The sequence below is a fragment of the Streptomyces sp. NPDC049879 genome (assembly GCF_044461265.1).
Lineage (GTDB): Bacteria > Actinomycetota > Actinomycetes > Streptomycetales > Streptomycetaceae > Streptomyces.
Genome location: NZ_JBITKT010000001.1, coordinates 397,845 through 409,871 on the forward strand (window position 1 = coordinate 397,845; position 12,027 = coordinate 409,871).

Here is a 12,027-nt window from a genome sequence, read left to right on the forward strand (position 1 = left end):
CGCCGCCCCCGGCCGGAGAGATCCGGCCGGGGGCGGCGTGGGCGTCTCAGCGCGCGGCGGTCACCACGTGTAGAGCGGGTTGATGGGCATGCAGTCGTCGTTGTCCTCGGTGGAGTGGACGGCGTCCGGGTCGATGGCGGAGCCGCCTTCCCCGGCGCCTTCCTCCTCCTCGGCCGCCTCCTGCGGGAACTCGGTGCCCTCCCGCCAGTCGGCGCCGACCACGAGCGTGACCGTGTCGTGGGTCGTGGAGTTGCGCACCGCGCTGCCCGGCAGGCCGAGCGCCTCGGCGATCGCCTCGGCCGCCGGGCGGTCGTCGACGTCCCCGTAGTAGACGCTGGTCTGCGACTCGGCGACGACGGCCGACGAGTCGGTCTCCGCCCGCGCGAATCCGGCGGCGCGCAGCGCGTCGGTGATGTCGCCCGCCCTGCCGTCCACCGGGGCGAGGCCGTCGGCGCCGGTGCCGTTCTGCACCGCGACGGGGACGAGCGCCGGGTCGATCGGCTCCTCCTCCGCGGGCGGTTCCCCGCCCTCCTCCCCGTCGCCCCCGGCGGGCGCCTCCTCCTCGCCGTCGAGCGGACGGTCGTCCCGGACGAGCGCGAACAGCTCCTCGGCGGGCTCCTGGTCGGGGACGAGCGTGACGTCCGGGTTGGCCGGGTCCGGCAGGTTGGGCAGCGTGATCATGTTGATGCGGTCGGCGGGTATCCGCTGCAGGTCCTGGCCCAGGTCGTAGAGCGAGGTGACGGAGCCGAGCGCGTCGTCCACGGTCAGGGCGTCGACCGCCGCCTCGGCGAGGTCCATCAGCTGCCCCGCGTCGCCGAGCGACATGTTGCCCTGCAGTTCCTCGGCCATGCTGCTCATGTACATCTGCTGCGCCCTGGCCCGGCCGACATCGCCGCCGTCTCCGAACGCGTACCTGGTGCGCAGCCACTGGAGCGCGTCCTCGCCCTCCAGGGTGTTGGGCCCCTCCTCCAGGCGCAGACCGGTCTTGGGGTCCTCCATGTTGGCGTCCACGCACACCGGGACGCCGCCGATCGCGTCGGCCATCTGCACCACGCCGTAGAACTCGACCATCATGAAGTGGTCGATGTAGACGCCGGTCAGGTCCTGCCAGGTCGCGACGACGCAGCCGGGGCCGCCGTAGTACATCGCGGTGTTGATCGACGCGGACTCGTGCGCCGGGTACACCTCGTCGGTCTCCGGGTCGGTGCACTGGGGGATCGGCACCTGGGTGTCGCGGGGGATGCTGATGAGCGTCGCGTTGCTGCGGTCGGCCGACGCGTGCAGGAGGATCTGCACGTCGGCGCGGACCGGGTCGCCCGCCAGGTCGGCGCGACCGCCGAGGCGCTGGTTCTCCTCGCCGTCGCGCGAGTCGGAGCCGATCAGCAGGATGTTGAGCGGCGTGTTGCCGTTCTCGTCGGGCTCGGGCGCGGCGATGTCGCTGTCGCCGAGGTCGCGCGGGGCCCGGTCGATCTTGCTGTTCAGGTACTCGATGTAGAGGAACGCGCCGCCGCCGACCGCCAGGACGAGCAGGGCGACCGAGCCCGACGTCCAGATGAGGACGCGTTTCCAGCGGGGCTTGGGCTTCTTCCTGCCGCGCCCGCCCTTGGCCCTGGCCTTGCGCGCGGCCGCCCGGCCGGGGGGTCTGCCCTCGGCGCCCGCTCCGGCGCGGTCGGCGCGCCTGCCGCCGCCCTCGGTGCCCGAAGTCTCTTCCCCGTCGTCAGGTATGCCGCTCTCCGGCACGGGTTACCCCCACTCGTTCGGCCTTGCCGTTCCCTCGGACGGGGTGCGGGCCCCCGGGGTCGCGGCGCTTCCGGCCCTTCGGACGCGCCGGATCGGGACAGTATCGCAGCGCCGTTCGAGCATCGGATGCGTGGTCCCCTCTCGCGGGGATGACGTACGCCACACCGCGCCCGGCCGTTTCCGCGCCTTGGCCGGACTTCGCCCGCCTTGTGACCCGTGGTGCGGGAGGGGGCCCAGGGGGCTCAGGACGGGTGGGCGGCACGCAGCGCGCGCACCAGGGCGCGTACGGTTCCGGTCGCGGCCAGCTCCGGCGTCGTCACCCAGCCGATGCCGCGCGTCGGCCGGTCGGCGCCCAGGTCGGTGACGGTCACGGACGGGGGCGCGCCGGTCAGGGACAGCAGGGGCATGACGGCCATGCCGTGGCCCTGCGCCACCAGCGACAGGACCGCCCCGTCGTCCTGCGCCTCCACCGTCGCGCGCGGGAGCCAGTCCTGTGCCGCCCACCAGTCGCGGGTGTAGGAGGTGCAGTTCTCCGTCCAGTCGATCAGGGGCAGTGTGCGCGGTGCGGGGTGGCCCGCCGGGTGCACCAGCGCGTAGCCCTCGTGCAGCAGTACGCCGCCGACGAGCCCGTGCGGCGGCCTGCCGTCGCGCGTCAGGGTGGCGATGCCGATGTCGGCGCGGCCCGCCATGACCTCGCCCGCCGTGCCCTCGTCCACCTCGCGGATCATCCGCACCTCGGGCCTGATGCCGGGGTGCCGTTCGGCGAGCCGGGCCAGGACGGGCGGCAGCAGGTGCAGCGCCGCGCTGCGGAAGGCGGCGATGCGCAACGGGCCCGCCTCCGCCGCCGCGTTCCCCGCGCCCGCCGCCCGTGCCTCGGCGCCCAGGGTGTCGAGCAGCCGCAGGACGCGCCGCGCGTGCCCGACGGCCTTCTCGCCCGCCGCGGTGGCGCGCGCGCCGTGCCTGCCGCGCGCGAACAGTACGGCCCCCACCTTCTCCTCGGTGCCCCGCACCGCGTGCGACACGGCGGACTGCGTCTGCCCGAGCGCGGTCGCCGCCGCCGAGAAGCTCGCCGCCTCCGCGACGGCCACCAGCACCCGCAGTTCCCGTACGGTCAGTTCGGACGCCATCGCACGGCTCCCCCTCGTCCCACCGGCGCGTACGCGCCGCGTTCCATGAACGGCGCTCATGGAACGCCTGTCCCCATGATCCGTCACGTCTGGGCCGGCCCGGCGGGCGGCCCGTAGCTTTCGGCGCATGACGACGACATCGGTCACCGTGCACCAGATCGCCCGCCCCGACGGCTTCCCCACCCCCGACCTCTTCCGCTACGTCGAGGCGCCCGTGCCGGAACCCGCGCCGGGGACCGCGCTGGTCGAGAACCTCCTCCTCTCCGTGGACCCCTACCACCGCGAGCTGATGGACGAGGACGGCGGCTGGGACCTGCACGCGCCGCTCGAAGGCCGCAGCATCGGCCGCGTCATCGCCTCCCGCGACCCCGGCCTCGCCGAGGGCGACGTGGTCTTCCACCGGCACGGCTGGCGCAGCCACGCGCTGGTGACCCTGGGCGAGTCCGGCACGCGCCGCGTCACCGCGTACGACGGCGTGCCGCTCGACGCCCACCTCGGCATCCTCGGCGGCACCGGCCTGACGGCGTACGTGGCGCTGACCCGCTTCCTCGGACTGGCCGACACCGACGACCTGTTCGTCTCGGCCGCCGCCGGGGGCGTCGGCACGGCCGCGGGGCGCATCGCACGGCTGCTCGGCGTGCGCCGCCTCGTCGGCAGCGCGGGCTCGCCCGCCAAGGTGCGGCACCTCACGGAACACCTCGGCTTCGACGCCGCCTTCGACTACCACGACGGCCCGCTGCCCGGCCTGCTCGCCGAGGCCGCGCCCGACGGCATCAGCGCCTGCCTGGACAACGTCGGCGGCGACCACCTGGAGGCCGCGATCGGCGCGCTGCGCGACCACGGCCGCATCGCGTGGGTCGGCGCTGTCGCCCAGTACCACTCGGCCGCCACGCCGCCGCCCGCGCCGCGCAACCTCTTCGACATCGTCGGCAAGTCGCTGCGCCTCGAAGGCGTGCTGGTGCGGCACTTCGGGTCGGTGCAGCAGGAACTGGAGGACTTCCTCGTGCCGCACCTGCGCTCGGGCGCCGTGACGTCGGACGCGACGGTCGTGCGCGGCATGGACCGGACGGTGGACGCGTTCCTCGGCATGCTGCGCGGCGAGAACACCGGCAAGATGCTCGTCGCCTTGGAGCCGCGGGGCTGACGCCGCCCGCCCGGACGGTGCGGCCCCAGAAGTAGCCATTGACAAGATTTCCGGGGCGGTGCGATCGTGACGACCACGGCCCGGTCCCACAGACCGCCGGGCACCGGGAGAGGACGCGACATGACGCACGGCCTGGGCACCGTCCGGAGGATGTGGCAGCTGCTCGAACCGGTCCACGCCATCGCCTACTACGCGCCCGAGAGCGTGGAGCGGGCCGCCGCCCTCGGCTACCCCGCCGAGCGCCGCTGGGCCGGCTACTTCGCCTGGCGCGCCGCACCCCTCGGCCCCGTCGGCCCCGCGCTGGTCAACGCCGTCTTCTACAGCTTCAGCCCGCGCAAGGTGGCCCGCCACATCACCCACGCCTGGGACACCACGAGCCCCGGCGCGGTCGTCGCGGCGCGCCTCGCCTCCGTGGACGAGGCGCTGCGGCGGCTGCTCGGCGAACGGGCCGCCTCGCCCGAGGTGCGCGAGGCCGCCGCCCTCGCCCGCCGCGCGGCGGAGGCGGCCGACACCGCGGGCCGCCCCCTGGCCGCCGCCAACGCCGCGCTGCCCTGGCCCGACGAGCCGCACGCCGTCCTGTGGCACGCCGCGACCGTCCTGCGCGAGCACCGGGGCGACGGGCACATCACGGCCCTCCAGACGCACGGCCTCGGGCCCCTCGACTCGCTGGTCTCGCACGCCGCGGCGGGCGCCGCGCCCGCCGAGGTCTTCGCCAGCCGCGGCTGGAGCGCCGAGGAGTGGGACGCCGCCCGCGCGCGGCTGGCCGGACGCGGCCTGGTGGACGCGGACGGCGCCGCCACCGCCGAGGGCCTGCGCGTACGGGGCGAGGTCGAGCGGCTCACGGACGAACTGGCCGCCGCGCCCTGGGCGGCGCTGACCCCGGCCGAGACCGCCCGCCTCGCCGAACTGGTGATGCCCGCCGTCCGCGACATCGTCCGCACCGGCCTGCTCCCCTCGCAGTCCACCCTCGGCATCCGCATGGCATACGGCCACCTCTGACCTCCGCCGCCGGGCCGCACGTGTCCTTCCGCGCCGTCCGCCACCGCCCACGGGTACGGTCGGTCGCAGCCCGCCGAGAGGAGACGCGATGTCGCTGAACGACGAGGAGAGGGCCAGGACCGGCGCCGAACTGCGCGCCAACCTGGAGCTGTCCGGGGCGAGCCCTCTGGAGGTATGGACGGAACTCGGCCTCGGCGAGGACGCGTTCCGGGCGGCGCTCGACTGCGGCGAGGCGTCGCGGCCCCAGGACGTCTGGCTGCTGCGGGACCACCTTGAGGAACGGGTCAGGGCGCGCGGCGGGACGCCCGTCCCGTACACCGTCCTGACCGAGCGGATGCGCGCGGCCGCCGGCGTGTGGTTCGGGGTGGGGCGGCCCCCGCGCCGGGGCTGACGCGGGCGTACGGCGGGGGGCGGCGGGGAGCAGGCCGCTCCCCGCCGCCCCGCCGCGAGGTCAGGAGCCCTGCGCCCTGAAGCCCCGCAGCCGCAGGCTGTTGCTGACGACGAAGACCGACGAGAACGCCATCGCCGCCCCCGCCAGCATCGGGTTCAGCAGCCCGGCCGCCGCCAGCGGCAGCGCCGCGACGTTGTACGCGAACGCCCAGAACAGGTTGCCCTTGATCGTCCCCAGCGTCCGGCGCGCGAGCCGCACGGCGTCGGCGGCGGCCCGCAGGTCGCCCCGTACGAGGGTCAGGTCCGCCGCCTCGATGGCGACGTCCGTGCCGGTGCCCATGGCCAGGCCCAGGTCGGCCGTGGCGAGGGCCGCCGCGTCGTTCACGCCGTCGCCGACCATGGCGACGCTCCGCCCCTCCGCCTGGAGCCGCGCGACGACCGCCGCCTTGTCCTGCGGCAGTACCTCGGCGATCACCCGGTCCGCGTCGATGCCGACCTCGCGGGCCACCGCGGCGGCGGCCCGCGCGTTGTCGCCGGTCAGCAGCACCGGCGTGAGGCCCAGCTCGCGCAGCCGCGCGACGGCCTCGGCGGACGTCGGCCGCACCGCGTCCGCGACGACGAGCACCCCGCGCGCCGCGCCGTCCCACGCGACGGCGACCGCCGTACGGCCCTCCGCCTCCGCGTCCGCCAGGGCCCGTTCGAGCGCGGCGGGCAGCGTCAGCGACCAGTCGGCCAGCAGGCGGGGCCGCCCGACGAGGACGGCATGCCCCTCGGCGACGCCCTGGACGCCGAGGCCGGGGACGTTCGCGAACTCCTCGGGAGCCGGGAGGGTGCCCGTGCGCTCGGCCGCCGCCGCCGCGACGGCGCGGGCCACCGGGTGCTCGGAGGCGTTCTCCAGGATGCCCGCCAGCCGCAGCACCTCCGCCTCGTCCTCGCCCTCGGCGGCGCGGACGGCGGTGAGCGTCATCCGGCCCTCGGTGACGGTGCCGGTCTTGTCGAGGACGACGGTGTCCACGCGGCGCGTCGACTCCAGCACCTCGGGCCCCTTGATGAGGATGCCCAGCTGCGCGCCCCTGCCCGTGCCGACCAGCAGCGCGGTCGGCGTGGCCAGGCCCAGGGCGCACGGGCAGGCGATGATCAGGACGGCGACGGCGGCGGTGAACGCGGCGGAGACCCCCTCGCCCGTGCCCCACCAGAAGCCGAGCGTGGCCACGGCCAGCGCGATCACGATCGGCACGAACACGCCGGAGATCCGGTCGGCGAGGCGCTGCGCGGCGGCCTTGCCGTTCTGCGCGTCCTCCACGAGCCGCGCCATGCGGGCGAGCTGCGTGTCGGCGCCGACGCGGGTGACGCGTACGACGAGGCGCCCGCCCGCGTTGACCGTCGCGCCCGTCACGGCGTCGCCGGGGCCGACCTCCACGGGCACGGACTCGCCGGTCAGCATCGACGCGTCCACGGCGGACGAGCCCTCGGTGACCGTGCCGTCCGTCGCGATCTTCTCGCCGGGGCGGACGACGAACGTGTCGCCGACCGCGAGCCGTTCGACCGGTACGCGCTCCTCGCGCCCGTCGGGCAGGAGCAGCGCGACGTCGCGGGCGCCCATCTCCAGCAGCGCCCGCAGCGCGGCGCCCGAGCGGCGCTTGGCGCGCGCCTCGAAGTACCGCCCGGCGAGGAGGAACGTGGTGACGCCCGCCGCCGCTTCGAGGTAGATGTTGCCGCCGCCGTCGCTGCGTTCGACCGTGAAGCTGAACGGGTGGGTCATCCCGATCATGCCCGCGCTGCCGAACAGCAGGGCGTACAGCGACCAGCCGAGCGCCGCGAGGGTGCCGAGCGACACGAGCGTGTCCATCGTGGAGGCGCCGTGCCGCAGGTTGGTGAACGCGGCCTTGTGGAAGGGCCACGCGCCCCACACGACCACGGGCCAGGCCAGCGCCAGCGAGATCCACTGCCAGCCGTCGAACTGCCAGGCGGGGACCATCGCGAGCGCGACCACCGGGACCGTCAGCACGGCCGAGACGGTCAGCCGCTCGCGCAGGGCGCGCAGCCGTCCGTCCTCCGGCTCGCCGCCGGTATCGGGTGGCGCCCCGGCGGGCGCGGGGGGAGCGGGGGGCGGGGGCGGCTCGGCCGTGTAGCCGGCGGCCTCGACCTGGCCGACCAGGTCGTCGAGTGAGACGTCGCCCGACCAGCTGACCTTGGCCTTCTCGGTCGCGTAGTTGACCGTCGCGGTGACGCCTTCGAGCTTGTTGAGCTTGCGCTCGATGCGGTTGGCGCAGGAGGCGCAGGTCATGCCGCCGATGGTCAGTTCGACCGATCCGGTGTCCTGCTGGGTGGACGCGCCGGTGGTGGGAGTCATCTCGGCTTCTCCTGACGGTGGTTCGGGTACGCGTAGGGGGTAGGGGTATGCGGCGGGCAGAACGGAACGCGGGCGGGTGTCAGTGCGTGTGCCCGCTCTCGCCGTGCCCCTGTCCCTGCGCTTGGCCCGCGACGACGGTGAACTCGGCCGTCCGCACCGTCCCCTCGTGCTGGAAGTCGAGGTAGAGGCGGTAGGTGCCGTCGCTCGGCGCGCTGGTGTGGAAGGTGATGCCGGGCCCGGCCGGGGTCGTGCCGTCGCCGGGCTCGCCCTGCGGGTGGACGTGGAGGTAGGCGAGGTCGCCCTCGCGCAGGGCGACGAGGTGGCCGTACGCGCCGAGGTACGGCTCCAGGTCGGTGACGGGCTCGCCGTCGCGGGCGACGCTGAGGGTGAGCGTGCTGTCCGCGCCCGCGGCGAGGGTGCCGTCGAGCGTCACCGTGTAGCCGTCCACCTCGGCGGTGGCGGCCGGGGCGGGCAGCGGCACCGGCGCGTAGTCGCCGCCGACCGGCACGTCGGCGCCGAGCGTCAGCGGGCCGCCGTCGTCACCGGCGGGGGCGAAGTCGGCGAACATCCGGTAGTCGCCCGCGCGGGGGAACGTGAGGGGTACGCGCCAGGTGCCGTCCTCGCCCAGGGTGGGGTGGACGTGCTGGAAGCCGCTGAGGTCGCGCCGGGCGACGATCAGGTGGAGGTCCTTCTCGTGGGTCGGCGTGTAGGCGGTGAGGGGTTCGCCGCCGGGGCCGAGGACGCGGAACGCCAGCTCCGTCCGCTCGCCCGCCGTGAGCGGCCCGGCGGGCGGTACGAGGGTGTAGCCGCGCTCCGCTATCTGGAGTCCGCCGGGGGTGGTGCTGCCGTGGCCTGTGGGGGCGCCGTGGTCCATGTCGCCGTCCTCCTGGGTGGTGCCGTCCGTACTGCTGTCTGTGGTGCCGTCGGTGCTGCCGTCTGTGGTGCTGCCGTGTTCCGCGCCGTTCCCATGGTCCCTCGTGCCGTCGTGGGCGGGGGCCGGGTCGCCGCCGACCGGGCCGACCGCGCTGCCGATGCCGAAGGCGGCGCCGAACGCGAGGCCGAGCCCGGCGGTGAAGGAACCGACCTTGGCTGCCGTGTTCATGTCCTGCGGTCCTCTCGTGGGGTGCTGCCTGCCGGGGGCGGTGGCCGGGTGCCGGTGGGCGCCGCGCAGGCGCCCACCGGCGGCCCGGTCAGTGGCAGCCGCCGGAGCCGCAGCAGCCGGACGCCTGCGGCAGACTCCGCTCCGGGGCCAGCTCGTACCCGGCCTCGGTGACGGCGGCGGCGACGTCAGCCCCGGCCAGCGGCGCCGCGCTGGTCACGGTGACGGCGCCGGTCGGCAGGTCGACCTCGACGCCGGTGACGCCCTCGATGGCGCCGATCTCCGCGCTGACCGAGCCGACGCAGTGGCCGCAGGTCATGCCGGTGACGGTGTAGGTGGCGACCACGGGTGCGGTGGACGTGCTCATGGCGGTTTCCCTTCAGCAGCTCTCGCCGTGCTTCACGAGAAACATAACATACCCCTGGGGGGTATCAATGAGGCCATCGTTCACCCGTACGAGCGATACCGGGATGGCTACGGAGCGTCTACGGTGACTCCATGAATGATTACCTTGAGTCACGGTCGGGCTGGTTCCGGCGCCGGGCCGCCTCAGGCCGCGGGGGCGCCGAACCACCTCCGGAGCGCGTCGAGCAGGTCGCGCTGCCCGTCCCCCGCCCAGGCCACATGGCCGTCGGGCCGCAGCAGCAGCGCGGGCGCGTCCAGTTCCGCCAGCTCTCCGCCGGTGCCCCCGTCCGCCGGCACATGGTCGATCCGGTCCGCCCACCCGTCCACCGAGAGCGCGCCGGTCCTGTCCAGCAGCAGGCCGCGGCCGCCGTGCATCAGCCCGTACAGGCGCCCCCGCCCCTGCCCCAGCTCCCTGTCCGGCAGCCGCCGCCCGAGCAGGCGGTGGCCCTCGCCGAGGTCGTACCGGACCCCGGTCGCGGTGATCATGCCGGTGACGTACCGGTTCACCTCCTCGATGTCCATCAGCTCCGAGAGCAGCCCGCGCAGCGCGGTGGCCGCGCGGTCGGTGCCGAGCAGCATCATCTGGGCGCGGGTGTTGTCGAGCACGCGGGCGCCCACCGGGTGCCGCTCCGCGTGGTAGGTGTCCAACAGGCCTTCGGGAGCCCAGCCGTTGACCTCGGCGGCCAGCTTCCAGCCGAGGTTGAACGCGTCGTGGACGCCGAGGTTGAGCCCCTGGCCGCCGGTCGGCGGGTGGATGTGCGCCGCGTCGCCCGCCAGCAGGACCCGCCCCACCCGGTAGCGCTCGGCCTGCCGGGTGGCGTCGCCGAAACGGGACAGCCAGCGCGGCGAGTGGGCGCCGAAGTCGGTCCCCGCGACGGCCCGCAGCTGCCGCCTGAAATCCTCCAGCGTCGGCGGGGCCGCGCGGTCCTCGGCCACCCCGTCGGCCGGCACGATGACGCGGAACACCCCCGTCTGCCCGTCCACGTCGGGCGCGATGCCGAAGCGCAGCTGGGTCTTCCTGATCTCGGCGACGATCCGGGCGATCGTCTCCCTGTCCTCCGTCATCGCCATGTCGCCGAGCAGCGTCTCGACCCTGGCGGGCTCACCGGGGAACCCGACGCCGAGCAGCTTGCGCACCGTGCTGCGGCCCCCGTCACAGCCGACGAGCCAGCGCGACCGCAGCCGCGTGCCGTCCGTCAGGGAGACGGTCACCCCGGTGTCGTCCTGGTCGAACCCGGCCACTTCCCGGCCGCGCCCGATCTCGGCCCCGAGTTCCCGCGCGCGCTCGTCCAGCAGCCGCTCGGTGAGGACCTGCGGCGTCGCCAGGCCGTACGGGTGGGCCGTGTCGAGACTCTCCGGCCACGGCTTCATGATCCCGCCGAAGAGCCCGCCCACGCTGAACTTCTCGCTGACCGCGAGGAACCGGTCCAGCAGGCCCCGCTGGTCCATGATCTCGACACTCCGCGCGTGCAGGCCGCGTCCACGGGACTGCTCGACCGGCTCCGTCAGTCTCTCCAGCACCACCGTCCGTACCCCGGCGAGGCGCAGTTCACAGGCCAGCATCAGCCCGGTCGGCCCGCCGCCGACCACGATCACGTCGATCATCGCTTCCCCCATATCCGCCCGCGTTCGCGCAGGTCATGGCTTCGGCGGACGATTCTGCGGGACGACGGGGGCCTTGCCGCAAGCCCCCTGGCGCGCTATACCTTGAGAGTGGCGGGGAGTTCCGTGCCCTCGCGCCCGGCGGGCCGCCTCCGCCGTCCGTCAGACCGGCGCCCCGCCGCAGCTGCCGACCGCCGCCGAACAGTCCGCGTCAGGCCCGCAGTTGTCGCGGTAGCCGCTGGGGCTCACGCCGTGGAACCGCTTGAAGGCCGCGCTGAAGCCGAACGCGTCCGCGTACCCGGCCCGCCGCGCCACGGCGGCGACCGTCTCGGCCGTGCCGGTCAGCAGATCGGCGGCCAGCGTCATCCGCCAGTCCGTCAGGTAGGTCAGCGGCGGCTCGCCGACCAGCCTCGTGAACCGCTGGGCCAGCGTCGTGCGCGACACGTTCGCCTCGGCCGCCAGCGACGCGAGCGTCCACGGCCGGTCGGGCGCGGCGTGCATGGCCCGCAGCACCGGGCCGACCGTCTCGTCCCCGAGCGCGTGGAACCAGCCGGACGGCGCCGTCCCCGGCCGGTCGAACCAGCCGCGCAGCACGCACACCAGCAGCCAGTCGAGCAGCCGGTCCCGCACCACCTGCTGCCCCGGCGGGCACACCCCGGCCTGCGCGTCCAGGACGTCGAGCAGCGACGCGCACCCCTCGTCGCCCGGCTCCAGCACGAACGGCGGCAGCAGCCCGTGCAGCCGCCGCGCGACGGTGCCGCGCACGGGATAGGTCGCCGTCAGCAGCACCGCCCCCTCGGCGCCTCCGGTCCCGGCGCCGGGCGAGGGCCGGTCCGCGAGGACGAACGGACCCGGGCCGCGCACGATCACCACGTCACCGGCCCCCACGCGCAGCGGCTCCCCGCCGCCGTCCTCCCGGGTCAGCCATGCCTCGCCGCGCAGCGGCGCGTACAGCGTCAGCGACGTCTCGCCGGCCCCGCCGTCCTCGCCGGTGGGGCGGAGCGTCCAGGGCGGCGACAGCTCGGTCCGCCGCAGGCCGGCGCCGTCCGCCCGCACCCCGCGCAGCAGTTCGTCGAACGGGTCCATACCCGCCACGATAACCGGACCGGCCGTCCGGTCGCGGAGGCGCCGGACGATCGCACATGCCTCCCGTACGGCGGCCCATGTG

At 75.2% G+C, this 12,027-nt stretch carries 10 protein-coding genes; 3 read left to right on the top strand and 7 right to left on the bottom strand.

Annotated elements, in window-relative coordinates:
- Window positions 1-60: 60 nt before the first annotated feature.
- Together ACIBPC_RS01795 and ACIBPC_RS01800 are read right to left on the bottom strand one after the other, a co-directional pair.
- Entirely contained in the window at window positions 61-1,740 is a 1,680-nt protein-coding gene (locus ACIBPC_RS01795) for an LCP family protein (RefSeq protein ID WP_398840564.1), read from the bottom strand.
- Window positions 1,741-1,982: 242 nt separating this feature from the next.
- The gene (locus tag ACIBPC_RS01800) at window positions 1,983-2,867 is read right to left on the bottom strand and encodes a LysR family transcriptional regulator (RefSeq protein WP_398840565.1); all 885 of its coding nucleotides are present in this window, start codon (window positions 2,865-2,867) and stop codon (window positions 1,983-1,985) included.
- A gap of 127 nt (window positions 2,868-2,994) precedes the next feature.
- On the opposite strand from ACIBPC_RS01800, the gene ACIBPC_RS01805 reads away from it, so the two are divergent.
- The 3 genes from ACIBPC_RS01805 (at window position 2,995) to ACIBPC_RS01815 (ending at window position 5,401) form a co-directional block, all read left to right on the top strand.
- Complete coding sequence (locus ACIBPC_RS01805) at window positions 2,995-4,011, top strand: zinc-binding dehydrogenase (RefSeq protein ID WP_398840567.1); 1,017 nt, start codon at window positions 2,995-2,997, stop codon at window positions 4,009-4,011.
- 120 nt (window positions 4,012-4,131) lie between these two features.
- Window positions 4,132-5,010, top strand: coding sequence for a hypothetical protein (locus ACIBPC_RS01810; RefSeq protein WP_398840568.1), 879 nt, complete (start codon window positions 4,132-4,134; stop codon window positions 5,008-5,010).
- Between the two features lie 88 nt (window positions 5,011-5,098).
- Window positions 5,099-5,401 carry a DUF2316 family protein gene (locus ACIBPC_RS01815; protein ID WP_398840570.1) on the top strand — a complete coding sequence of 101 codons (303 nt, stop codon included), beginning with the start codon at window positions 5,099-5,101 and terminating at the stop codon, window positions 5,399-5,401.
- Window positions 5,402-5,461: 60 nt separating this feature from the next.
- Here ACIBPC_RS01815 and ACIBPC_RS01820 read toward each other — a convergent pair whose 3' ends face one another.
- The 5 genes from ACIBPC_RS01820 to ACIBPC_RS01840 form a co-directional block, all read right to left on the bottom strand.
- A complete protein-coding gene (locus ACIBPC_RS01820) occupies window positions 5,462-7,753 on the bottom strand; it encodes a heavy metal translocating P-type ATPase (RefSeq protein WP_398840571.1) in 2,292 nt (763 codons plus the stop codon).
- A 79-nt stretch (window positions 7,754-7,832) separates the two neighbouring features.
- Window positions 7,833-8,855 carry a hypothetical protein gene (locus tag ACIBPC_RS01825; protein ID WP_398840573.1) on the bottom strand — a complete coding sequence of 341 codons (1,023 nt, stop codon included), beginning with the start codon at window positions 8,853-8,855 and terminating at the stop codon, window positions 7,833-7,835.
- 88 nt (window positions 8,856-8,943) lie between these two features.
- Window positions 8,944-9,219 carry a heavy-metal-associated domain-containing protein gene (locus ACIBPC_RS01830; RefSeq protein WP_398840575.1) on the bottom strand — a complete coding sequence of 92 codons (276 nt, stop codon included), beginning with the start codon at window positions 9,217-9,219 and terminating at the stop codon, window positions 8,944-8,946.
- 182 nt (window positions 9,220-9,401) lie between these two features.
- Window positions 9,402-10,862, bottom strand: coding sequence for an FAD-dependent monooxygenase (locus ACIBPC_RS01835; protein WP_398840576.1), 1,461 nt, complete (start codon window positions 10,860-10,862; stop codon window positions 9,402-9,404).
- A 159-nt stretch (window positions 10,863-11,021) separates the two neighbouring features.
- On the bottom strand, window positions 11,022-11,945 hold the full coding sequence (locus tag ACIBPC_RS01840; RefSeq protein WP_398840578.1) for an AraC family transcriptional regulator: 924 nt from the start codon (window positions 11,943-11,945) through the stop codon (window positions 11,022-11,024).
- Window positions 11,946-12,027: the final 82 nt, after the last annotated feature.

What these genes read in the sequence shown, in the direction of transcription:
- ACIBPC_RS01805 (WP_398840567.1), top strand. Translation starts at nt 2,995, where the DNA reads ATGACGACGACATCGGTCACCGTGCACCAGATCGCCCGCCCCGACGGC.
- ACIBPC_RS01800 (WP_398840565.1), bottom strand. Translation starts at nt 2,867, where the DNA reads ATGGCGTCCGAACTGACCGTACGGGAACTGCGGGTGCTGGTGGCCGTC.
- ACIBPC_RS01830 (WP_398840575.1), bottom strand. Translation starts at nt 9,219, where the DNA reads ATGAGCACGTCCACCGCACCCGTGGTCGCCACCTACACCGTCACCGGC.
- ACIBPC_RS01815 (WP_398840570.1), top strand. Translation starts at nt 5,099, where the DNA reads ATGTCGCTGAACGACGAGGAGAGGGCCAGGACCGGCGCCGAACTGCGC.
- ACIBPC_RS01835 (WP_398840576.1), bottom strand. Translation starts at nt 10,862, where the DNA reads ATGATCGACGTGATCGTGGTCGGCGGCGGGCCGACCGGGCTGATGCTG.
- ACIBPC_RS01820 (WP_398840571.1), bottom strand. Translation starts at nt 7,753, where the DNA reads ATGACTCCCACCACCGGCGCGTCCACCCAGCAGGACACCGGATCGGTC.
- ACIBPC_RS01825 (WP_398840573.1), bottom strand. Translation starts at nt 8,855, where the DNA reads ATGAACACGGCAGCCAAGGTCGGTTCCTTCACCGCCGGGCTCGGCCTC.
- ACIBPC_RS01810 (WP_398840568.1), top strand. Translation starts at nt 4,132, where the DNA reads ATGACGCACGGCCTGGGCACCGTCCGGAGGATGTGGCAGCTGCTCGAA.
- ACIBPC_RS01840 (WP_398840578.1), bottom strand. Translation starts at nt 11,945, where the DNA reads ATGGACCCGTTCGACGAACTGCTGCGCGGGGTGCGGGCGGACGGCGCC.